Here is a 22,466-nt window from a genome sequence, read left to right on the forward strand (position 1 = left end):
CTGAAACGGCGCTAATGACTTAAATCACCCCCTGCGCCAGCATCGCATCGGCAACCTTCACAAAACCGGCAATGTTCGCGCCCTGCACGTAGTTGGTTTGCTCACCTTCACCACCATGCTCAACACAGGCATGGTGGATATCCAGCATGATGTGATGCAAACGTGCGTCAACTTTCTCGGCTTTCCAGCCCAGGCGCGCAGCGTTTTGCGCCATTTCCAGGCCGGATGTAGCTACGCCACCAGCATTAGCCGCTTTACCCGGTGCAAACAGTACGCCTGCCTGCTGGAACAGTTCAGTCGCTTCGATGGTGGTCGGCATATTTGCCCCTTCGGCGACGGCTTTAACGCCATTGGCGATAAGCTGATGCGCGGCGTCTACATCCAGTTCGTTCTGGGTGGCGCAAGGCAGGGCGATATCAACCGGTACAGACCACGGCTGTTGGCCTTCGAGATAGACCAGGCCAAATTCTTTGGCGTAATCTGCCACTCGACCATCGCGGCTGGCTTTGATTTCGATAAGACGTGCCAGTTTCTCTTTAGTGAATCCGCTTTCATCAACGACAGTGCCACTGGAATCTGACGCAGTAATCACACGGGCACCAAATTCCATCGCTTTTTCGATAGCGTACTGAGCGACGTTGCCGGAGCCAGAAACGGAAACGCGCATCCCTTCAAAACCCATACCGTGGCGTTTTAGCATTGCTTCTGTGAAATAAACCAGACCGTAGCCGGTTGCTTCCGGGCGAATAAGACTGCCGCCAAAAGAAAGCCCCTTACCGGTGAAGACGCAGGCGGTATTGTTGGAGAGCTTTTTCATCATCCCCGCCATAAAGCCGACTTCACGACCACCAACGCCGATATCACCTGCCGGAACGTCGGTATCCGCGCCCAGGTGGCGATACAGTTCAGTCATCAGGGCCTGGCAAAAACGCATCACTTCACCTTCGCTTTTTCCTTTCGGATCGAAATCGCTGCCACCTTTACCACCGCCCATCGGCAGGGTAGTCAGGGCATTTTTGAAGGTTTGCTCGAAGCCGAGAAATTTGAGAATGGAGAGGTTAACTGACGGATGGAAACGCATACCGCCTTTGTACGGGCCGATGGCGGAGCTGAACTGCACGCGCCATGCACGGTTGACCTGTACCTGGTTGCGATCGTCAACCCATACCACGCGAAACTGGATCACGCGCTCCGGTTCAACCAGACGCTCCAGTAATGACATTTGGCGATATTTTGGATTTTGTTCAAGAAAAGGCCAGAGTGTGGTCATTACTTCACGAACGGCTTGCGCGAACTCGGTTTGATTCGGGTCGCGCTTTTGGACATGGTTGAGGAATGACTCCAGAGAATATGTCTGATCCATAGATATAAAACCCTTATATATTAATACGATTATGCTTATGTTGTTTATGTCATGTGCTTTTGCAGTTTTCGACTATACCATCAAGAATGTGACGGTAAGCAAGAAAAAAATGACTCACGAAAGCAAATTAATAACGGGAGAAATCTCATAACCAAAAGCGATAACTCAGACGCTAAAGTTTTGCCGCCAGGCTACCGTTATCAGTAACAGAGACAAAAACGTTAAGGAGTTCCCTGTGAGTCGAGCATTGTTCGCCCTAGCATTGGCATTTCCATTCATTGCACTGGCTAACCCGCATTATCGTCCGGACGTGGAGGTAAACGTACCGCCTGAAGTATTCAGTTCAGGCGGGCAGTCAGCGCAGCCCTGTAATCAGTGCTGCGTCTATCAGGATCAAAACTATTCTGAAGGGGCGGTAATTAAAGCCGAAGGAATACTGCTGCAATGCCAGCGGGATGACAAAACTCTTGGCACTAATCCGCTGGTCTGGCGGCGCGTAAAGCCATAAACGCCTTTAATAGTGGAATGTCAGCAGGGGCCAGCGGATATTGCAGCGCCTCTTCAGGTGAGCACCAGACCAGCGCCTGATGTTCATGTGCCTGTAACGTCCCGTGGAAGTGGGGTATGTGCCAGGCATGAAGATGGATAATCCGCCCCGAAACTTCTCGCTGATGGCTGGCAACATACTCACCCACAGTTGCTTCGATGCCCAATTCTTCGCGTAACTCACGCACCAGCGCCTGCCGCTGGCTTTCATCCGGTTCGACTTTACCACCAGCAAATTCCCATAATCCCGCTTGATCGCTATGCGTAGGGCGTTGCGCGATTAAAATTTTGTCATCCTGTTCGATGATGGCGGCAACAACATCAATCATTTTCATAAATTACACACGGTCGAATACAGGAAAAATGCCATAATATCCGCAGTGTTGCTCAATCAGAAAGGCTTTATATTTAAGGAGTGCCTGTGTTAGACCGCCATCTTCATCCCCGAATTAAACCTTTGTTGCATCAGTGTGTGAAGGTGCTGGATAAACCCGGCATTACGCCAGATGGTTTAACATTAGTGGGATTTGCCATCGGCGTGCTGGCACTGCCGTTTCTGGCGCTGGGCTGGTATCTGGCGGCGCTAATCGTCATTTTGTTGAACAGGCTGCTTGATGGTCTGGACGGCGCGTTGGCGCGGCGAAGAGGACTTACCGACGCGGGTGGCTTTCTCGATATTTCTCTCGATTTTCTTTTTTACGCACTGGTGCCTTTTGGGTTTATCCTCGCCGCACCGGAGCAAAACGCGCTGGCAGGCGGCTGGCTGCTGTTTGCGTTTATCGGCACGGGCAGCAGTTTTCTCGCTTTTGCTGCGCTGGCGGCGAAACATCAGATTGATAATCCCGGTTATGCGCATAAATCGTTTTATTATCTGGGCGGGTTAACCGAAGGCAGCGAGACGATTTTGCTGTTTGTTCTGAGTTGCCTCTTGCCAGCTTATTTTCCGTGGTTTGCGTGGGTATTTGGTGCGTTGTGCTGGATGACGACCTTTACGCGGGTGTGGAGTGGGTATCTGACGCTGAAGTCGCTCCAGCGCCAGTAATTGCAATGTTATTTGCTGCTGTCCGGGCCGCGCTCACCGGTTGCTACGGGATTTTTCGGATCGCTGCTCCATTCGTACCAGCCGCCGTCGTAAACGGAGACGTTATTCCAGCCCATTGCTCGTGCGTACATAAAGGTTTCGGACGCGCGCCAGCCGGTGCCGCAGTAGAATGAAACTTGCTGATCTGGTTTGATATTCCATGCTTTCCACATAGCGGCAATATCATCGGCGCTACGCATGGTGCCATCCGGGTTATGGAAATCCTCCATATGCGTCGAGTCGCTACCAGCGTGTCCCCAACGGGCTCCGGCTATTTCACCTTTTGGCTTAATATAGCTGTAACCACTGGTCGTACCGATAAATTCTGGCCACGAACGAATGCTCACCAGCGATGCATCCTGGCGATGCAGCAGCCCACGGGCCTGTTCCATATCAAGCATCAACTGCGGTTGCGCCGGGATCTTCACGCCGAAATCCGGTTCAGCTTTCACTTTCGGTGGCGTTCCGCGCTCAACAGGCAGTCCCGCGTCGGACCAGGTTTGCCAGCCGCCGTCCAGCAGGCGCACATCTTTCACCCCTGCATAGAGCATAATCTGTGCTACACGCGCTGCTGCGTATACATCACGACCATATAGAATCACCGTGGTGTCATGACGAATGCCATGCTTTGCCAGCATCGCTTTCAGTTGTTCATCAGAGACTTTATTCCACAGCGGTTCGCTTTCCACTTCATTGGTATCGATGTAATCCGCGCCGGGAATATGGCTGATAAGGTAAAGCTTAGGAGCGCCCCAGGCCGCTTCAATGACTTTCCAGTCACCGGCAGGTTTCGCCGTAACCTCTTTACCCTGTTGCAGGTCATGCAGCCATTGCGGATAAACCAGCTGCTCAAAGTGCGGCAGTTTTTGCAGACGGGAAGGTTCGCTTAGCGCGTCACTCAGGATGGAGATATGCGTAAAACCTGCTTTTTGCAGTCGCGTTTTGACGGCGTCGACATCTTTGTCATTACCGTACAGCGCCACCGGAGCGTCGGTTTTCAGGTTATGTTGCTTGATCCACGCGTTGAGCTGTTCGGTGCTCATTTTGTCGAGCCAGCTAGCAGAGAGGTTTAAGGCGGCAGGTTCATGACCGGAAGGGCCATTTAAGGTTTGTGGCCAGCCGTTATAAAACGCGCTGGGGCGAGTATCTATCGCTTTGCCATTTTGTTGTTGAAGCTGGTCAAGAGTAAGAGGCTTCGCCAGTTCAGCGGCCCACGAAGAAGCGCAAGCCAGCCCTAAAGCCATTGCCAGCGCGGTCATTTGAGAAACACGTTTCATCGAAAATCCCGACATTGTAGTTTTGAGTGCGCCATTCTGAACTGACACATTGGGAAAAACTTTGCGTTATCGCAGTTTGTTGTAATTTTCTGACCACTGCGCCATATCCAGAACAGAACTATCAGCAGGAACATCCTGGAGATCGTGCGTTACCTGAACGACGGGGATCGCCAGTTCGCGAACTTCGCTGAACACCCACTGGCGAAAATTATCGCGCAGAGCCACATCAAGACGGCTGAACGGCTCATCCAGGAGTAACGCTTTTGGCTGGGCGAGAAGGGCGCGTAGCAGAGCAACGCGCGCTCGCTGACCGCCAGACAAAGTGGCAGGATCCTGATGGAAAGCTCCGTCAAGGCCTGAACGCTCAAGTGCATCATTCACGGCATTACGTCGGGCATTCCCCTTAAGTGTCTCCGGTAGCGCCAGCAGTAAATTTTGCCCGACGCTGAACTGGTCAAATAACAGTGCATCCTGGAAAAGAATGCCAATCTGACGCTGTGCGGTGGGTAGCATGTCAATCCGTTGCTCATTGAGCCATAGCTCACCTGCACAAGAAAACTGTCCGGCCAGCGCACCAATCATCCATGAAAACAGTGTAGATTTTCCACAGCCAGACGGCCCCATTAACGTGACAATGTCACCTTTATCCACCGTAAAGTTAACGTTTGTCAGCAAGCGGCTTTCTGGTAAACGTAGCGAAACATTTTTCACGCAGAGCATTAGCGGAGTCCTTGTCTGACATAACCTACCCATTTTGCGACTAACGCGGTCAGGGCAAAAATAATAAGCGGCAACAGTAGTTGCCATAAAGCCTGGGCGGCGAGAATGCCGTTGCTGCCGCCGCTGCTTAATGCCACCGCTTCAGTGGTGAGTGTCGGAAAACGCCCCGCGCCCAGCCACAGCGTCGGCATATACTGCGCAATACTGACTGAAAATCCCACCGCGAAGGTAATCAGCGCAGGGCGCAACATGAGTGGGCATTTCACGTAAAAGAAGATTTTGGCCCGCGACCAGCCCAGTGTTTGCGCAATCAAAATTAACCGTGAATCAATGCGCTGCCAGGCGGGTTGCAGGATAAACAGCATCCACGGCATTACCCACAGCAGATGCCCCCAGACCACCGCTGTCCAGTTCCCATCTATGTTCAGCCATAGCGCCAGCATGTACTGGCCCGCCACCAGCGGCAGAGCGGGTAATAAAATGGGCAACCAGAGCCACAACTGGCGACGCTTTGCCCCCCATTCCAGCCACAGCAGTAACAGGACCAAAGCGATAAACGTCGCCACCAGCCCCATTGTCAGGCTGTTGATGAGCGCTTCACTATTGATCGTCGACTGATCCGCGAGGATCGCCAGCAGAGCCACACAGAGCACACCGGTTAAGGGTAAAAAAATCGCCAGTGTATTACCGGGTAATAAAGGAGTGGCGTGCTTACGAACGCCATCTTCCTGGGGGATCGTGCGTCGCCAGGCGCGCCATAACAGATAACCAAGCAAAACGTAGGCGGCGAGTAACAGCATCAGCAGCAGACTGGCAAGCGCGCCTTTTGTCTGTTGGTCAATGCCACCCTGGGTTAGCCACTGCCAGCTAATTACCGCCAGCGTCGGTGGATTACCCGGCCCGAGAATAATTGCCATATCCACGACCGACAACGACCATGCCACAATAGCCAGCATCGCCATTGCCAGTGCAGGCGCGACGGAGGGCAACAACAACCAGTTCAGACATTGCCAGCGGCTGTAGCCCAGCGAATCCAGTACAATAACCTGCTGCAACAGCCGTTTCTCGCTCAATACTGCCGCTAAGATCCACAGCAGAAATGCGCTTTCTTTCACCGCCAGGGTAAGGCCCAGCCCAATACCCAATTTATCCATCGGCGGAGTGAGAAAAGGAAAAACCTGATAAACCAGGCCACCTTCAGCAAACAGCAACAGGGCGCTGGTGGCAAAAGCCACATGGGGAATGGCGAGCAGCCACGGCAGACGGGCGCACATACGCTGCCATTTCGGCCCAGGCCACAGCGCCATAACTACCAGCAGGGCAATCGTCAATGCGCCGAGCGCCGCGATGGTTGTTGACACCAGCGTCGCCAGTAATGCCTGCGGTAGCTGCGGATCGGCAAATAACGCCTGCCAGTGTGCCAACGACAAAGCAGGCGATATCAGCGTGAACGCCGCCGGGATCAGCGGTGCATAAATCACCGCCACCATCGCCCACAGCAACAAGATTAATGCGTACCGTAACGGTGTAGCCATTCTTGTTCCAGCGCATTTACCCAACCTGCGTGCGGTTCAGCCAGTACCGGCGGCAGATCCTGCGGCATTCTTGATTGCAATATTTCGCGCTGCCCGTCAGGCAGTTTTTGTGGATCGAGAACCGATGGATCGCCCCAGACAGCAGGGTCTGCTTTACGTAGCTGTGCATCAGGTGAGAGCAGGAAATTGGCAACCACCTTCGCCGCAGCACTGGCATTCGCGTTGGCAGGAACGGTGACGAAATGCACGTTGCCAATCATCCCCTCGCGAAAGCCAAAACTGTAACTGCTTGCCGGCAAATCGCCACTGGCGATTTTTTGCTGGGCATGTGCAGGATTAAAGGTCAGCGACAGGCGCAATGTGCCAGTTTTCAGCAGAGCATCCATCCGCGCGGGCGAAGGTGGGAAATCCTTTCCTTCGCGCCATAGATACGGATGCAGCGCATCAAGATATTGCCACAAGGGCGCAGTGATACGGGCGAAAGTCGCATCGTTCGGCGCTTCTTTTAATGCTGCGGGATCTGGCGTCAGCATAATCAGTAACTGTTCAAGAAATGCGGTGCCAGTAAAGTCTGGCGGGCGCGGATAGGTAACCGTGCCAGGATTGGCTTTAGCGAATTCCAGTAAGGCTTGCGGTGTTTGTGGTGGCAGTGGCGTAACATCGCGGCGGGCGATAAACGTCAGTTGTGCGCCGCCCCACGGCGATTCTGCGCCTTCGACAGGTACAGAAAAATCTTCCCGTACCGGCAGTTGTGTATCGACATAACGCCAGTTTGGCAGAGTCTCAGCCCAGCCGGTTTGCAGTAAATTGGCCTCTTTTAAGGTGCGGAAGTTTTCGCCGTTCACCCAGAGCAGATCCACCGAACCGCCTGTCTCGCGCCCGGCTGCGGCTTCGGTCTGAATGCGCTTCACCGCGTCTGCGGCATCCGCCAGGCGGACAATCTTCAGGTTTATATCATAATGGGTTTTCATCTCGCCGCTAACCCAGTCGAGATAGCGGTTAATTGCGGTATCGCCGCCCCAGGCGTTAAACCAGACGGTTTGCCCTTTGGCCTCATTTTTAACTTCCTGCCAGTCACTGGCATGTGTTGCCAGAGAAAACAGCGATAACAATCCCAGCAACCACCCACAATGGCGCATCATCTCTCCTTAAGAACGTTTTTCAGGAATACGGCACAGCCCCTGAGCGGGAATGTCCATGGCAGAATTAAAACGGGCTGACAGATTTTGCAGGCCGATCAATGCCGTCAGTTCGGTGAGCGCCTGGGCGTCAAAATGCGTAGCCAGTCGGGTACGCAGGGCTGCATCGACTGTTGGCGGCGTTACGCTTGCGGCTTCGGCGTACTCCAGCGCCAGCCGTTCTTCATCGCTAAAGAGCGGGCTTTGCCGCCAGTCAGCCACTGCCAGCAGTTTATCGGTGCTGCCAGTGCGCTCGGCGACTTTCATACTGGTGATATCCACGCAAAACTCACACAGGCACATTTGCGCAATGCGCGCGCTGACAAGCGATCGCACTACCGGATCGAGCGGTGAGCGTTTACGCTCCAGCCAACCGACAAACATCGACACCAGATAAAAGATAAACGGGATCCGTCCCCACCAGCGAATTGGACTTAGCACCTCGCCGTAATGGCGACGATGCAGCCACGCCTGCGGACGTAAACTTAAAGGAATTTTGCTAAGCGGTGGTAAACCCATCAGGCATTCCTCTTCTGGCGTTCAAGCCATATTTTTTTCGCCATAAAAATCACCACGGTCAGGGCAAACAGAATAAACAGTCCGGTGACAAACCAGAAGGTACCGCCCGTTAACATACTGCCCGCCCAGGAATAAACAATAGTCGCCGGTAACTGACCAAGCCCGGTGGCGATAAAAAACGAGCGAAAACGTATTGACGTCAAACCGGCAGCATAGCTGATTGGATCGAAAGGGACAAAAGGCAATAACCGGCATACCAGGATAGTGTGTTTGCCGTAGCGAGTGAAAAAGCCGTCCATACTGTCAAGCACGGTTTTACCGGTTAATTTTTCCACCACTTCGCGGCCCATCACTCTGGCAATAAAAAAGCATAGCGCCGCGCCCGCCATAGAACTGGTCCACGACAGCAAGCCACCCCAGAACGCACCGAACAGCGAGGCATTGGCAAAGGTGATCAAAAATGCAGGCAGCGGTGCAGCAATGGCCTGTAAAATCATCAACATGAACGAGACAACTGCTGCCAGTGCGCCGTAAGACTGAATAAAGCGTTCTATACCCTGTTGGTCCACGGCGGCAAACGCCGCAACGCTGCGATTGATAAACTGATGGACGCCGGGAAGCAGTGCCCATGCCAGCAGCATAGCGAACAACAGGATGATGAGGGTTATACGGTAGTACCAGATTTTACGCGATTGCATCTTCATCATCCTTTATCGTGGCTTTATTCGGTGATTTTAAAGGTAACCGTAGCCAGCGTGTTATCTGCCGGGAGAACCGAGGCATTGCCTTTGAATTGCACTTCACCACGTTTTTCCACCGCACCATAAGTGTATGTTGCATTGCTGACGATGCCGACCGGGCAGCTATCCAGACATACCAGGCAGCCCGTTTTCTTCTCTTCTGCGGCGGCTAAATTACCGCCAAAGCGCATGTCCAGTTTTTTACCGTTATTGTCGACAATCACCTCATCGAATGAATACGCTTTTGCTGCCCCTTGCCAGTTGACCGAAATATCCAGTTTGCTGCCCGCTACATGAGTCGTTTCTTTATTCTCCATGGTCATGTTTTCGCCCGGGATACCACCGGCTTGTTTCAGTGCTTCATAAAATGCTTTCGGGGTCGCATAACCCATAAACAGCGATTTATGTCCGTTGGAGCCATCTTTAAACACTATGCCGTGTCGAGTGTCGTCTGTCAGGAAACGGCCATTAATTTGTACCAGCATGGTGACCGTATGGTTATTGTTATCGACACGCAGTGGTTGGCTGTCTGAAAGCCCGTCGTATTCCACTTTTGCTGCCGCATTCTCTTTTTGATCGCAGCCACTAAGCCCGGCAACGGCCAGTAAACACAGTGCAGCCAGTCCTTTTTTCCATGACGCTGAATAATGTTGCAACATCGTTCTATCCTTCATTTTTGGGGTGAGTAAGTGGGCTGCGGCGCGAAGCAGACAGATCCACGTGTTTGTGTCGGGCGTAGAGTTTGGCAAGCTGGACGAGAATAAACAGTGCCAGGCCCGCCAGACAGAGTTGTAAAATAAAGCGCAGCGTAATGCCTTCACTGGCGAGATCGCTGGCCATCACGGTATAAATAACGATACCGGGCAGGGTAGTGAGTGCCGAAATAAAGGTATAAGGCCAGAAGGCGATAGTGGTTAATCCGTAGGCGTAATTTTGAATATTGTAAGGAAACAGCGGGATTAAGCGGGTAAGAATTAAAAAATCGATACCGTTATGTGCAATGCCTTTTTCAATGGCCTGGAAGGTATGGCTGTGACCAACGTATTTCAGCAATAAATCGCGCCCCAAAAAGCGTGCCAACAGGAATGAACTCGAGGAGGCCAGCGTGGCGGCAATTAATGATAGTAGTGTCCCTAAGATCGGGCCAAAAACTATGCCTCCAGCGATCACCAGTATGCTTCCTGGTAACAGAAAGAGGGTGGCAATGATGAATAACACAATATAAAGGCAATAACCGAACAATCCGCTCTGGCGAATGAGAGTTTGTAAGTGGGGTAAATCGGTGAGCAGATCGAATAAACCGCAAGCGTGGATAGCGTAAATGACCAGCGCAAAAATAAAACAGGCAAAAAGAAATTTACGCTCAGCGTTCATTGTGGAGTTTCCTATATCAAACTTGATAATAGAGAAGTGGTCAGACAACTAAAAACGCAGTGACGGTATAACAAAGGACGGCAGGCAACAAATCATTACTGACAGTTTGTTGATTTTTCTCAAGGTTAATTCTCCTGACTCCGTTTGAGTCAGGAGAGCAGCTAAATTAGCGGCGGAAGGTCGCCCAGACGGGGGCGTGATCGGACGGTTTTTCCATGCTGCGAATTTCATAGTCGATGCCGGTTTCTACGCAACATTCTGCCAGCGGTTGGCTGGCGAGAAGCAGGTCGATGCGCAGACCACGGTTATCGTCAAAACCTTTTGAGCGGTAATCAAACCATGAGAAACGATCTGCTGTTTGCGGATTCGCATGGCGGAAGGTATCGACCAACCCCCAGCTCATCAGTCTCTCCATCCATTCGCGTTCCTCCGGAAGGAAAGAACATTTTCCGGTACGCAGCCAGCGCTTACGGTTCTCTTCGCCAATGCCAATATCCAGGTCGGTAGGACTGATATTCATATCGCCCATAATCAGCACCGGATTTTCACGCTTGAGTTCGGTTTCCAAATAATTTTGCAGATTCTGATAAAACTGCGCCTTCGCCGGGAATTTTATCGGATGGTCGCGGCTTTCACCCTGCGGGAAGTAACCGTTGATCACGGTGACATTGCCCAGCGGCGAGGGGATTTCCGCCATAATAATTCGCCGTTGTGCCTCTTCGCCGTCGTCAGGGAAGCCGCGACGCACAGCAATCGGCGTCTCTTTGGTCAACAATGCCACGCCGTAATGGCCTTTCTGCCCGTGATAAAACACGTTGTAGCCGAGCTTTGCCACCTCTTCGAGCGGAAACATATCGTCATGAACTTTTGTCTCCTGCAGGCCAATCACATCCGGCTGGTGCTTTTCGACAATGGCTTCAAGCTGGTGAGGTCTGGCGCGCAGGCCGTTGATATTAAAAGAGACAAATTTCATAGTCGCTGCCATTTATTCAGATAAAGAGTGCGTGGATGGTAGCAGAATTTCGCTTTGCTTACCGCCTGTTGTTAAGTGATTTGATCGATGGTTGTTAATGATGTCAACGATGGCGCAAAAATTGCCCGCTTTTGGTGCGCGCTGCGTCAGAATGGCGCAGTAATTTCCAGTAAATTTCGTCAATGATCACAATTCCAGAATTATATTTTACTTTTGCATAATATTGCGTTTTTTATTCTTTCTATTCACCATCATCGCAAACATATTCACTTTTTATGCACTTTAAATGCATAGCGTACAGTTATAACTCCTTGATTATCAGTTAATCGCCCCCTTTTATGCACTTTTATCACTGGCTGGCACGAACCCTGCAATCTACATTTACAGCGCAAACATTACTTATTATTAACATATAAATAACGAATCATTTACTGTAGAGGTCGCTATGTCTCAGCCAATTACGCGTGAAAACTTTGATGAATGGATGATACCTGTTTACGCTCCGGCACCATTTATTCCGGTACGTGGCGAAGGTTCGCGCTTGTGGGATCAGCAGGGGAAAGAGTATATCGACTTCGCGGGTGGCATTGCGGTGAACGCACTGGGCCATGCGCACCCGGAACTGCGCGAGGCGCTGAACGAACAGGCGAGTAAGTTCTGGCATACCGGTAATGGTTACACCAACGAGCCGGTACTGCGACTGGCGAAAAAATTGATCGACGCCACTTTTGCCGATCGCGTGTTCTTCTGTAACTCTGGTGCGGAAGCCAATGAAGCGGCGCTAAAACTGGCGCGTAAATTCGCTCACGACCGCTTCGGCAGCCATAAGAGCGGTATCGTGGCGTTTAAAAATGCGTTTCATGGTCGCACGCTATTTACTGTCAGTGCGGGTGGGCAGCCAGCCTATTCACAGGATTTTGCGCCACTGCCGCCGGATATTCGTCATGCTGCATATAACGATATTAACTCTGCCAGTGCGCTGATTGACGACTCTACCTGTGCGGTGATTGTCGAACCCATTCAGGGAGAAGGTGGTGTGGTGCCAGCCAGCAACGCATTTTTACAGGGACTTCGCGAACTGTGTGACCGCCACAACGCATTGCTGATTTTTGATGAAGTACAAACGGGCGTCGGGCGTACCGGGGAACTGTATGCCTATATGCACTACGGCGTGACGCCCGATCTGTTAACTACCGCCAAAGCACTGGGCGGCGGTTTCCCCGTTGGCGCTCTGTTGGCAACCGAAGAATGCGCCAGCGTGATGACCGTTGGCACTCATGGCACCACCTATGGCGGCAATCCGCTGGCCTCGGCGGTGGCAGGCAAAGTGCTGGATCTCATCAACACGCCAGAGATGCTTAATGGCGTAAAACAGCGTCATGACTGGTTTGTTGAGCGTCTTAATACCATTAATCACCGCTATGGTTTGTTCAGTGAAGTTCGCGGCTTAGGTCTTTTAATTGGCTGTGTACTGAATGCTGATTACGCCGGGCAAGCGAAACAAATTTCTCAGGAAGTGGCGAAAGCAGGAGTGATGGTACTGATTGCGGGTGGCAACGTGGTGCGTTTTGCACCAGCGCTCAATGTCAGCGAAGAAGAGGTGACAACCGGGCTGGATCGTTTTGCTGCGGCCTGTGAACGCTTTGTGAGCGGAGGTTCATCATGATGGTCATCCGTCCCGTTGAACGCACTGATGTCTCAGCGTTAATGCAGCTTGCCAGCAAAACGGGCGGCGGCCTGACGTCGCTTCCCGCCAATGAAGCCACGCTTTCGGCGCGTATCGAAAGGGCAATCAAAACCTGGCAAGGCGAACTGCCCAAAAGTGAGCAGGGTTATGTATTTGTACTGGAAGATAGTGAGACAGGCACTGTGGCGGGAATTTGCGCTATAGAGGTAGCGGTTGGTCTGAATGATCCCTGGTATAACTATCGCGTCGGCACGCTGGTTCACGCCTCAAAAGAGCTAAATGTCTATAACGCGTTACCGACGCTGTTTCTCAGTAATGATCACACCGGCAGCAGCGAGTTGTGCACGCTATTTCTCGACCCGGAGTGGCGCAAAGAGGGCAACGGTTATTTGCTGTCGAAATCGCGCTTTATGTTTATGGCGGCTTTTCGCGACAAGTTTAATGACAAAGTGGTCGCCGAAATGCGCGGGGTGATAGACGAACACGGCTATTCACCGTTCTGGCAAAGCCTCGGTAAACGCTTCTTTTCGATGGATTTTAGCCGCGCCGATTTTCTCTGCGGCACCGGGCAAAAGGCGTTTATTGCAGAACTGATGCCGAAACATCCGATCTATACCCACTTTTTATCCCAGGAAGCGCAGGACGTCATCGGTCAGGTACATCCGCAGACCGCGCCTGCCCGCGCGGTGCTGGAGAAAGAAGGTTTTCGCTACCGTAACTATATCGACATTTTTGACGGCGGGCCGACGCTTGAGTGTGACATCGACCGCGTGCGAGCCATTCGTAAAAGTCGGCTGGTGGAAGTGGCAGAAGGGCAGCCTGCGCAGGGCGAATTCCCGGCCTGCCTGGTCGCCAATGAAAATTATCACCATTTCCGCGTGGTGCTGGTGCGTACCGATCCAGCGACCGAGCGTTTGATTTTAACCGCCGCACAACTGGATGCCCTCAAATGCCACGCAGGGGATCGCGTTCGTCTGGTGCGCCTGTGCGCAGAGGAGAAAACAGCATGACTTTATGGATCAACGGTGACTGGGTGACCGGCCAGGGTGCATTGCGTGTGAAGCGTAATCCGGTATCGGGCGAGGTGTTATGGCAAGGCAATGATGCCGATGCCGCTCAGGTCGAGCAGGCTTGTCGGGCTGCCCGAGCGGCGTTTCCGCGCTGGGCACGACTCTCCTTTGGCGATCGTCAGGTAAGAGTTGAACGCTTTGCCGGATTGCTGGAAAGCAATAAAGCCGAATTAACCGCGATTATTGCCAGAGAAACCGGTAAGCCGCGCTGGGAAGCGGCAACCGAAGTGACGGCGATGATCAATAAAATCGCGATATCAATTAAGGCGTATCACGTTCGTACCGGCGAGCAGCGTAGCGAAATGCCGGACGGCGCGGCGAGCCTGCGCCATCGTCCACACGGTGTGCTGGCGGTGTTTGGGCCGTATAATTTCCCCGGGCATCTGCCGAACGGGCATATCGTTCCGGCATTGCTGGCAGGTAACACAATTATCTTTAAACCCAGCGAACTGACACCGTGGAGCGGCGAAGCGGTAATGCGCTTATGGCAGCAGGCTGGCTTGCCGCCGGGCGTACTAAACCTGGTGCAGGGCGGGCGTGAAACAGGGCAGGCGCTGAGTGCGCTGGAGGATCTCGACGGCTTGCTGTTTACCGGCAGCGCCAATACCGGCTACCAGTTACATCGCCAGCTCTCTGGTCAGCCGGAGAAAATTCTCGCCCTTGAGATGGGTGGTAATAACCCACTAATAATCGATGAGGTGACGGATATCGATGCCGCTGTCCATCTGACTATTCAGTCAGCATTTGTCACTGCCGGGCAACGGTGTACCTGCGCCCGCCGTTTATTGCTTAAAAGCGGGGCGCAGGGCGATGCATTTCTTGCCCGTCTGGTTGCCGTCAGCCAGCGATTAACGCCGGGCAACTGGGACGATGAACCCCAACCGTTTATTGGCGGGCTGATATCAGAGCAGGCCGCACAGCAGGTGGTTACTGCCTGGCAGGAGCTGGAAGCGATGGGTGGACGAACCCTACTTGCGCCACGTTTACTGCGCGCAGGAACATCATTGCTGACGCCGGGGATCGTTGAAATGACGGGCGTTGCTGGCGTGCCGGATGAAGAAGTGTTCGGGCCACTATTGCGCGTCTGGCGTTATGACAATTTCGATGAAGCGATTCGAATGGCGAATAACACCCGCTTTGGCCTCTCTTGCGGGCTGGTTTCCTCCAGGCGGGATAAGTTCGAGCAACTGTTACTGGAAGCGCGAGCAGGGATTGTTAACTGGAACAAACCGCTTACCGGTGCTGCCAGTACCGCGCCATTCGGCGGTATTGGCGCTTCAGGTAACCATCGCCCCAGTGCCTGGTATGCCGCCGATTACTGCGCCTGGCCGATGGCAAGCCTGGAGTCAGACTCGTTAACGTTGCCCGCCACGCTTAACCCCGGTCTGGATTTTTCCGAGGAGGTGGAGCGATGAACGCCTGGGAAGTCAATTTCGACGGACTGGTGGGGCTGACGCATCATTACGCGGGCTTGTCGTTTGGTAATGAAGCTTCTACCCGTCATCGTTTTCAGGTGTCTAACCCGCGACTGGCGGCGAAACAGGGCTTACTGAAAATGAAAGCCCTTGCCGATTTGGGATTTCCCCAGGCGGTTATCCCACCGCACGAGCGCCCGTTTATTCCGGTTTTACGTCAGTTGGGATTCAGTGGTAGCGATGAGCAGGTACTGGAAAAGGTTGCACGTCAGGCACCGCATTGGCTTTCCAGCGTCAGTTCCGCTTCGCCAATGTGGGTAGCCAATGCGGCAACGGTCGCGCCATCCGCCGATACGCTGGATGGCAAAGTGCATCTCACCGTTGCCAACCTGAACAATAAATTTCACCGTTCGCTGGAAGCCCCCGTCACCGAATCGCTGTTAAAAGCGATTTTCAACGAGGAGAAAAAATTCGCTATCCATTCGGCGTTGCCACAGGTGGCCTTGCTCGGTGACGAGGGGGCGGCAAACCACAATCGTCTCGGCGGCCATTATGGTGAACCGGGTATTCAGCTTTTTGTCTACGGGCGAGAAGAGGGCAATGTTTCCCGACCTTCCCGCTATCCGGCGCGGCAGACCCGCGAAGCCAGCGAAGCGGTGGCAAGGCTGAATCAGGTGAATCCCCAACAGGTGATTTTCGCCCAGCAAAACCCGGACGTTATCGACCAGGGCGTTTTTCATAATGATGTGATTGCCGTAAGTAACCGTCAGGTGCTGTTTTGCCATCAGCAGGCGTTCGCTCGCCAGGCGCAATTACTGGCAAACCTGCGTTCGCGGGTCAATGGTTTTATGGCGATAGAAGTTCCGGCGGCACAGGTTTCCGTGTCGGATGCGGTGTCTACGTATCTGTTTAACAGCCAGTTACTGAGTCGCGATGATGGTTCCATGATGTTGGTGCTGCCTCAGGAGTGTCAGGAACACGCAGGAGTATGGCGTTATCTCAATGAACTCCTTGCCGCTGACAACCCGATTAGCGAACTAAAAGTTTTTGATTTACGTGAAAGTATGGCAAACGGCGGCGGCCCGGCGTGCCTGCGGTTGCGCGTGGTGTTGACAGAAGAAGAACGCCGGGCGGTGAATCCGGCGGTGATGATGAACGATACGCTGTTTAATGCGCTCAATGACTGGGTGGAGCGTTACTACCGCGATCGTCTTACTGCGGCGGATCTGGCTGATCCGCTGCTGCTGCGCGAAGGGCGGGAAGCACTGGATGTATTGAGCCAATTACTGAATCTCGGTTCGGTTTATCCGTTCCAGCGCGAGGGAGGGGGCAATGGATAATTTTCTTGCTCTGACCTTAACGGGTAAAAAACCGGTTATCACCGAGCGAGAAATCAACGGCGTTCGCTGGCGCTGGCTGGGCGATGGCGTGCTGGAACTGACGCCATTAACGCCACCGCAAGGTGCGCTGGTGATTTCAGCGGGAATACACGGTAATGAGACGGCACCTGTGGAGATGCTGGACGCGTTGCTTGGCGCAATATCTCACGGCGAGATCCCGTTACGTTGGCGGCTGCTGGTGATCCTCGGGAATCCTCCTGCGCTGAAGCAAGGGAAACGTTATTGCCATAGCGATATGAACCGAATGTTTGGCGGACGTTGGCAGCTATTTGCTGAAAGCGGGGAAACCTGTCGCGCGCGCGAACTGGAACAGTGCCTGGAAGATTTTTATGACCAGGGCAAAGAATCTGTGCGCTGGCACCTTGATCTACATACCGCAATTCGTGGCTCCTTGCATCCGCAGTTCGGTGTATTACCGCAACGCGACATTCCCTGGGACGAGAAATTTCTGACGTGGCTGGGGGCGGCGGGGCTGGAGGCACTGGTGTTCCATCAGGCGCCTGGTGGTACGTTTACCCATTTCAGCGCCAGACATTTTGGCGCGCTGGCCTGTACGCTGGAACTCGGCAAAGCGTTGCCCTTTGGGCAAAACGATCTTCGCCAGTTTGCAGTCACTGCCAGCGCAATTGCTGCGCTGCTATCTGGTGAGAGTGTCGGTATCGTGAGAACGCCGCCGCTCCGTTATCGGGTGGTTTCGCAAATTACTCGCCACTCGCCGTCCTTCGAAATGCATATGGCAAGTGACACGCTGAATTTTATGCCGTTTAAGAAAGGAACGTTGCTGGCGCAGGACGGTGAGGAACGTTTTACCGTAACCCATGATGTAGAGTATGTGTTATTCCCTAATCCGTTGGTAGCGTTGGGATTACGCGCGGGATTAATGCTCGAAAAAATAAGCTAATACTTACCCGCAGAAATCATTCTGCGGGTATTAAGTTACTTTCTTATAAATTAATACAGATTAATCCTGGTTATTTGCTTTATTTATCACCAGTCATCCGGTATAGTTCTTCATAATCTCTGCAAAATCATCATGTTGTAATATTCTCTCATCACTCTCCATCAAATTTTCTTTTTTTCTCCATAATTGGCGCAAAAGTGTTTTTTACACTTTCATTGTTTTACCGTTGCTCTGATTAATTGACGCTAAAATCAGTAAAGTTAATCTCGTCAACACGGCACGCTACTTAAGAAAGCCGTAATAAATAACTGAAAGGAAGGATATAGAATATGCGTAAATTAACTGCACTGTTTGTTGCCTCTACCCTGGCTCTTGGCGCGGCTAACCTGGCCCATGCCGCAGACACCACTACCGCAGCACCGGCTGACGCGAAGCCGATGATGCACCACAAAGGCAAGTTCGGTCCGCATCAAGACATGATGTTCAAAGACCTTAACCTGACCGACGCGCAGAAACAGCAGATCCGCGAAATCATGAAAGGCCAGCGTGACCAGATGAAACGTCCGCCGCTGGAAGAACGCCGCGCAATGCATGACATCATTGCCAGCGATACCTTCGATAAAGCAAAAGCTGAAGCGCAGATCGCAAAAATGGAAGAACAGCGCAAAGCTAACATGCTGGCGCACATGGAAACCCAGAACAAGATTTACAACATCCTGACGCCGGAACAGAAAAAGCAATTTAATGCTAATTTTGAGAAGCGTCTGACAGAACGTCCAGCGGCAAAAGGTAAAATGCCTGCAACTGCTGAATAATCTTTCAGCCAAAAAACTTAAGACCGCCGGTCTTGTCCACTACCTTGCAGTAATGCGGTGGACAGGATCGGCGGTTTTCTTTTTTGTTCTCAAACAGATGCAAAAAAAGCCTGATCGCCACTAACGTAAATCACCCGAGTTGCCGATAACCATCCACGGTTACCTGAACGATAACAATGAAAAGAACGGGCCGGGAGCGAGTATGGAATACTTTGATATGCGTAAAATGTCGGTGAATCTGTGGCGAAATGCTGCCGGTGAAACGCGCGAAATTTGCACTTTCCCACCGGCAAAACGTGATTTTTACTGGCGTGCCAGCATTGCATCCATCGCGGCGAATGGGGAGTTTTCTTTGTTTCCAGGTATGGAAAGGATAGTGACGTTGCTGGAAGGCGGCGAGATGTTCCTTGAAAGCGCAGACCGCTTTAACCATACCTTAAAACCGTTACAGCCTTTTGCCTTTGCGGCGGACCAGGTGGTTAAAGCGAAACTGACGGCAGGGCAGATGTCGCTGGATTTCAACATCATGACACGCCTGGATGTCTGTAAGGCGAAAGTCAGAATTGCCGAACGTACGTTTACTACCTTTGGCTCACGCGGCGGGGTAGTGTTTGTCATTAACGGGGCGTGGCAATTGGGCGATAAACTGCTCACTACCGACCAGGGCGCGTGCTGGTTCGATGGCAGGCACACCCTGCGGCTTTTACAACCGCAAGGTAAACTGTTGTTCAGTGAAATCAACTGGCTCGCTGGTCATTCGCCGGATCAAGTTCAGTAATTTCATAGTTACCGGAAAGCAGCGGCTTACAAAGAATTTTATAACCGTCGTGATCAAACCCGGCGGGTGTCCGAATTAACATTGTCGCTTCTTCCAGCGAATTAACCGCCCCCAGCCACAGCCAGTTTTGAATAATATGATATTGAGTCATTTCCGGGTGCTGTTCTTTCAGTGCCACCGCACCTTGCCAAGGCCAACACACCACCCGCAAACGCTCCAGAGCCTGGCGCAAGCGTAGCGCATGATCGTCATGGCTCTCTTTACCGCAACACGCCCCGGCGCAACGTTTTAATGCAGAACGAAAACATGCACGCCCGCGGCTTAACGGTTCCAGTCCCAACAGGCCATAACAAAGTTTTTGTTCATCAGCGATGGTCTGCAATGCTTGTAAAGCTGCGCGCCTATTGGCAAACAGGCCAAACAGGTTGGGGGCTCGTGAAAAATCCACCTCTTTGGCATACACCACATCGACGCGCTTTTCATTTAATTGCAGAGCACAGAGCTGGCGATTGCGGCGCAACCGTTTATTAAATAGCGGCTGCTGCTCTTTGATTAATCGCGCTTCAAGGAGCAGTGCGCCGATTTCACCGGCGGTACATATCCAGCTGATGCGTCGGGATTGTCGCAGCATGGCGGCTTCATCCGGGGTACGTAAATGAGAAAGGACGCGGCTGCGGATGTTAATGCTTTTGCCGATATAGAGCGGCATGGTGTCACTTTCGCCATGAAACAGATACACCCCTGGTCGGGTGGGTAAGTCATTAAGGAATGAACGTAAATGTTCGGGATATTCATAAATTGCCGCAGCTTCAAATTCGAGCCGCGGAGAAGTTAAACGCCGTACCACTGTTGACTCCGAGTGCTGGTTATCTATCCAGTGTAACAGGCGGGGAGCGATTAAAAAAGAGGCGGGTCGATGACAAAGGTTACACCATGAGACGTGCTACGCCTGTCAGGCCTATTCGACTCCTGCAATGTATTGAATTTGCATAGTTTTGTAGGTTGAATAAGGCGTTCACGCCGCATCCGGCGTGAACAAAGTACTCTTTTTCGCACAAACCAAATGTGCAAATTATTACTTTTTCCAGAAATCATCGAAAACGGTAATTGGCGGACGGCGTTTATGTTCGGTTTTCAGATACCAGTTCTCTATTGTTCTGGCGACCTGTTCAGGTAGGTTTTTCCCTTCCAGATAGTCGTCGATATTGTCATAGGTCACGCCGAGTGCCACTTCATCTGGCAGAGAAGGGCGATCATCTTCCAGATCGGCCGTTGGGGCTTTCTTATAAAGATGTTCCGGACAACCTAATGCCGCCAGTAACTGTTTACCCTGACGTTTGTTGAGGCGATACAGCGGATTAATGTCCGTACCGCCGTCACCATATTTAGTGAAGAATCCGGTAATGGCTTCTGCTGCATGATCGGTGCCCACCACGACACCGCTGGTCATACCCGCAATGCTATATTGTGCTTTCATCCGCTCACGCGCTTTTTCATTGCCACGGACAAAATCACTTAATTCAACACCCGCTTCGCGCAGCGCCTGTTCGCTGGCCAATACCGCGCCCTTGATATTAACGGTTAATACGCGATCCGGTTGAATAAAGGCAATGGCATCCTGACAATCTTGTTCGTCGGCCTGAACACCATAGGGCAGGCGTACGGCAATAAATTGCAGCGATTCGTTGCCGGTTTCCTGGCGCAGCTCATTAATCGCCATCTGGCACAGCTTACCGGCAAGCGTGGAGTCCTGACCGCCGCTGATCCCGAGCACCAGTGATTTAATGAACGGATAAGTTTGCAGGTAGCTTTTCAGAAAATCGACACTACGACGAATTTCCTCTTCAGCATTAATCTGCGGTTTTGCGCCCAGCGCCTTTATTATTTGTTGTTGCAATGTCATTGAACCCCTCCAGACAGAAAAGACAAAACGTCCTTAAAGCTAACCCGTTGCTACTGAAACGACAAGCGACAGCGGGCTGAATGGTGGTTAAAACGTCATACAGGAATCCTCTGAAAGCGGAGCCGTTTCGTTCACGGGCTTGAAAAAGCGCCCAATGTATTCCAGGCTTATCTAACACGCTGATAAACAAGAGGACGGAATATGAACAAGAATATGGCAGGAATTCTGAGTGCAGCGGCGGTATTAACCATGCTGGCGGGTTGTACGGCTTATGATCGTACCAAAGACCAGTTTGTACAGCCTGTGGTGAAAGACGTCAAAAAAGGCATGAGCCGGGCGCAGGTTGCACAAATTGCGGGTAAACCTTCGTCTGAAGTGAGCATGATTCATGCTCGTGGTACTTGCCAGACCTACATCCTGGGTCAACGTGATGGTAAAGCAGAAACCTACTTTGTCGCGTTAGATGATACCGGACATGTCATCAACTCCGGTTATCAGACCTGTGCTGAATACGACACTGATCCACAGGCTGCGAAGTAATCACTTCGTCTGAAAGCTTGAGTAACAACGGAAACCGGCCATTGCGCCGGTTTTTTTTGGCCTGTGTTCTTAATTATCTTCGCGAATTATTTGCCCGAAATGTGAAGAGGGTCATAACCACAGGTCAAGGAGAGACAATTTATAAGGTCAAAGAAATACTATTGCTCAGGTCTATACCGTATACTCCTTTCAGCCACAAAAAAAGTCATGTTGGTTTCGCAAGTTACCCAGAGCATGGAAGCAGGTTAAGGCTTGCGGAGTGTCTGGCTGACAGATAATCGTCGATGAGGGCAGTTTTATGGAAAAGAAACACATTTATCTGTTTTGTTCTGCGGGCATGTCTACCTCTTTACTGGTATCAAAAATGCGCGCACAGGCAGAAAAATATGAAGTTCCGGTCATTATTGAAGCATTTCCGGAAACACTGGCTGGTGAAAAAGGTCAGAATGCCGATGTCGTGTTATTAGGGCCGCAGATTGCTTATATGTTGCCCGAAATCCAGCGTTTGTTACCCAACAAACCGGTTGAAGTAATTGACTCGCTGCTTTATGGCAAAGTCGATGGTTTAGGCGTGCTTAAGGCTGCGGTTGCAGCGATTAAAAAAGCCGCAGCAAATTAATTTATTTTAAATTTTCCCGTCAAAGAGTTATT

Annotated in this window: 24 protein-coding genes; 11 read left to right on the forward strand and 13 right to left on the reverse strand. The window is 51.9% G+C overall.

Annotated features, from left to right (window positions below):
* Nucleotides 1–19 precede the first annotated feature (19 nt).
* Nucleotides 20–1,363 (reverse strand): NADP-specific glutamate dehydrogenase, encoded by a 1,344-nt coding sequence (gene gdhA / locus BGE37_RS08235; RefSeq protein ID WP_000373043.1) that lies wholly within the window; start codon nucleotides 1,361–1,363, stop codon nucleotides 20–22.
* A gap of 235 nt (nucleotides 1,364–1,598) precedes the next feature.
* On the opposite strand from gdhA, the gene BGE37_RS08240 reads away from it, so the two are divergent.
* Nucleotides 1,599–1,871, forward strand: a complete 273-nt coding sequence (locus BGE37_RS08240; protein WP_032184381.1) for a YnjH family protein — start codon at nucleotides 1,599–1,601, stop codon at nucleotides 1,869–1,871.
* On the opposite strand, the gene BGE37_RS08245 is transcribed toward BGE37_RS08240, so the two are convergent.
* A complete protein-coding gene (locus BGE37_RS08245; protein ID WP_032184380.1) occupies nucleotides 1,837–2,244 on the reverse strand; it encodes a pyrimidine (deoxy)nucleoside triphosphate diphosphatase in 408 nt (135 codons plus the stop codon). The two genes, BGE37_RS08240 and BGE37_RS08245, sit on opposite strands and share 35 nt — an antisense overlap.
* An 86-nt stretch (nucleotides 2,245–2,330) precedes the next feature.
* On the opposite strand from BGE37_RS08245, the gene BGE37_RS08250 reads away from it, so the two are divergent.
* Complete coding sequence (locus BGE37_RS08250; RefSeq protein ID WP_001353164.1) at nucleotides 2,331–2,951, forward strand: CDP-alcohol phosphatidyltransferase family protein; 621 nt, start codon at nucleotides 2,331–2,333, stop codon at nucleotides 2,949–2,951.
* Nucleotides 2,952–2,959: 8 nt separating this feature from the next.
* Here the strand turns inward: BGE37_RS08250 and ynjE are convergent, their stop codons facing one another.
* The 9 genes from ynjE to xthA all read right to left on the reverse strand — a co-directional run bounded on the left by ynjE (nucleotide 2,960) and on the right by xthA (nucleotide 11,306).
* On the reverse strand, nucleotides 2,960–4,267 hold the full coding sequence (gene ynjE / locus BGE37_RS08255; protein ID WP_032184379.1) for a thiosulfate sulfurtransferase YnjE: 1,308 nt from the start codon (nucleotides 4,265–4,267) through the stop codon (nucleotides 2,960–2,962).
* 66 nt (nucleotides 4,268–4,333) lie between these two features.
* Complete coding sequence (locus tag BGE37_RS08260) at nucleotides 4,334–4,987, reverse strand: ATP-binding cassette domain-containing protein (protein ID WP_032184378.1); 654 nt, start codon at nucleotides 4,985–4,987, stop codon at nucleotides 4,334–4,336.
* Nucleotides 4,987–6,522 carry an ABC transporter permease subunit gene (locus tag BGE37_RS08265; protein ID WP_105287928.1) on the reverse strand — a complete coding sequence of 512 codons (1,536 nt, stop codon included), beginning with the start codon at nucleotides 6,520–6,522 and terminating at the stop codon, nucleotides 4,987–4,989. Before BGE37_RS08265 ends, BGE37_RS08260 begins: the two co-directional genes overlap by 1 nt.
* Complete coding sequence (locus tag BGE37_RS08270; protein WP_105287929.1) at nucleotides 6,495–7,661, reverse strand: ABC transporter substrate-binding protein; 1,167 nt, start codon at nucleotides 7,659–7,661, stop codon at nucleotides 6,495–6,497. The genes BGE37_RS08265 and BGE37_RS08270 overlap by 28 nt, the downstream gene beginning before the upstream one ends.
* 9 nt (nucleotides 7,662–7,670) lie before the next feature.
* Nucleotides 7,671–8,219 (reverse strand): carboxymuconolactone decarboxylase family protein, encoded by a 549-nt coding sequence (locus BGE37_RS08275; RefSeq protein WP_000524104.1) that lies wholly within the window; start codon nucleotides 8,217–8,219, stop codon nucleotides 7,671–7,673.
* Nucleotides 8,219–8,926: a TVP38/TMEM64 family protein gene (locus BGE37_RS08280; protein ID WP_000977148.1), complete on the reverse strand. Its 708-nt coding sequence runs from the start codon at nucleotides 8,924–8,926 to the stop codon at nucleotides 8,219–8,221. The genes BGE37_RS08275 and BGE37_RS08280 overlap by 1 nt, the downstream gene beginning before the upstream one ends.
* Before the next feature lie 14 nt (nucleotides 8,927–8,940).
* A complete protein-coding gene (ydjY, locus tag BGE37_RS08285; RefSeq protein WP_105267332.1) occupies nucleotides 8,941–9,618 on the reverse strand; it encodes a lipoprotein YdjY in 678 nt (225 codons plus the stop codon).
* 4 nt (nucleotides 9,619–9,622) lie between these two features.
* Nucleotides 9,623–10,333, reverse strand: coding sequence for a TVP38/TMEM64 family protein (locus BGE37_RS08290; protein ID WP_001353166.1), 711 nt, complete (start codon nucleotides 10,331–10,333; stop codon nucleotides 9,623–9,625).
* A gap of 166 nt (nucleotides 10,334–10,499) precedes the next feature.
* Nucleotides 10,500–11,306, reverse strand: coding sequence for an exodeoxyribonuclease III (xthA, locus tag BGE37_RS08295; protein WP_032184371.1), 807 nt, complete (start codon nucleotides 11,304–11,306; stop codon nucleotides 10,500–10,502).
* 445 nt (nucleotides 11,307–11,751) lie between these two features.
* Between xthA and astC the strand changes: the two genes are divergently transcribed.
* From astC to ves, 7 genes are all read left to right on the forward strand, one after another.
* On the forward strand, nucleotides 11,752–12,972 hold the full coding sequence (astC, locus tag BGE37_RS08305; RefSeq protein ID WP_105287930.1) for a succinylornithine/acetylornithine transaminase: 1,221 nt from the start codon (nucleotides 11,752–11,754) through the stop codon (nucleotides 12,970–12,972).
* Nucleotides 12,969–14,003 (forward strand): arginine N-succinyltransferase, encoded by a 1,035-nt coding sequence (astA, locus tag BGE37_RS08310; RefSeq protein ID WP_000989455.1) that lies wholly within the window; start codon nucleotides 12,969–12,971, stop codon nucleotides 14,001–14,003. Before astC ends, astA begins: the two co-directional genes overlap by 4 nt.
* A complete protein-coding gene (astD, locus tag BGE37_RS08315) occupies nucleotides 14,000–15,478 on the forward strand; it encodes a succinylglutamate-semialdehyde dehydrogenase (protein ID WP_105287931.1) in 1,479 nt (492 codons plus the stop codon). Before astA ends, astD begins: the two co-directional genes overlap by 4 nt.
* Nucleotides 15,475–16,818, forward strand: coding sequence for an N-succinylarginine dihydrolase (gene astB / locus BGE37_RS08320; protein ID WP_105287932.1), 1,344 nt, complete (start codon nucleotides 15,475–15,477; stop codon nucleotides 16,816–16,818). Before astD ends, astB begins: the two co-directional genes overlap by 4 nt.
* Nucleotides 16,811–17,779, forward strand: coding sequence for a succinylglutamate desuccinylase (gene astE / locus BGE37_RS08325; protein WP_105278821.1), 969 nt, complete (start codon nucleotides 16,811–16,813; stop codon nucleotides 17,777–17,779). The genes astB and astE overlap by 8 nt, the downstream gene beginning before the upstream one ends.
* A 329-nt stretch (nucleotides 17,780–18,108) precedes the next feature.
* Nucleotides 18,109–18,594: an ATP-independent periplasmic protein-refolding chaperone Spy gene (gene spy / locus BGE37_RS08330; RefSeq protein ID WP_001228981.1), complete on the forward strand. Its 486-nt coding sequence runs from the start codon at nucleotides 18,109–18,111 to the stop codon at nucleotides 18,592–18,594.
* Nucleotides 18,595–18,796: 202 nt separating this feature from the next.
* A complete protein-coding gene (gene ves, locus BGE37_RS08335) occupies nucleotides 18,797–19,372 on the forward strand; it encodes an environmental stress-induced protein Ves (protein WP_001353168.1) in 576 nt (191 codons plus the stop codon).
* Here ves and cho read toward each other — a convergent pair.
* Together cho and nadE are read right to left on the reverse strand one after the other, a co-directional pair.
* On the reverse strand, nucleotides 19,332–20,219 hold the full coding sequence (gene cho, locus BGE37_RS08340) for an excinuclease Cho (RefSeq protein ID WP_105287933.1): 888 nt from the start codon (nucleotides 20,217–20,219) through the stop codon (nucleotides 19,332–19,334). The two genes, ves and cho, sit on opposite strands and share 41 nt — an antisense overlap.
* Before the next feature lie 228 nt (nucleotides 20,220–20,447).
* Entirely contained in the window at nucleotides 20,448–21,275 is an 828-nt protein-coding gene (gene nadE / locus BGE37_RS08350; protein ID WP_105287934.1) for an ammonia-dependent NAD(+) synthetase, read from the reverse strand.
* 201 nt (nucleotides 21,276–21,476) lie between these two features.
* Between nadE and osmE the strand changes: the two genes are divergently transcribed.
* Both osmE and chbB read left to right on the forward strand, forming a co-directional pair.
* Nucleotides 21,477–21,815: an osmotically-inducible lipoprotein OsmE gene (gene osmE, locus BGE37_RS08355; RefSeq protein ID WP_001039044.1), complete on the forward strand. Its 339-nt coding sequence runs from the start codon at nucleotides 21,477–21,479 to the stop codon at nucleotides 21,813–21,815.
* A 298-nt stretch (nucleotides 21,816–22,113) separates the two neighbouring features.
* Entirely contained in the window at nucleotides 22,114–22,434 is a 321-nt protein-coding gene (gene chbB / locus BGE37_RS08365) for a PTS N,N'-diacetylchitobiose transporter subunit IIB (protein ID WP_000412169.1), read from the forward strand.
* Nucleotides 22,435–22,466 lie beyond the last annotated feature (32 nt).

It is taken from the genome of Escherichia sp. MOD1-EC6300 (assembly GCF_002965045.1).
Lineage (GTDB): Bacteria > Pseudomonadota > Gammaproteobacteria > Enterobacterales > Enterobacteriaceae > Escherichia > Escherichia coli_F.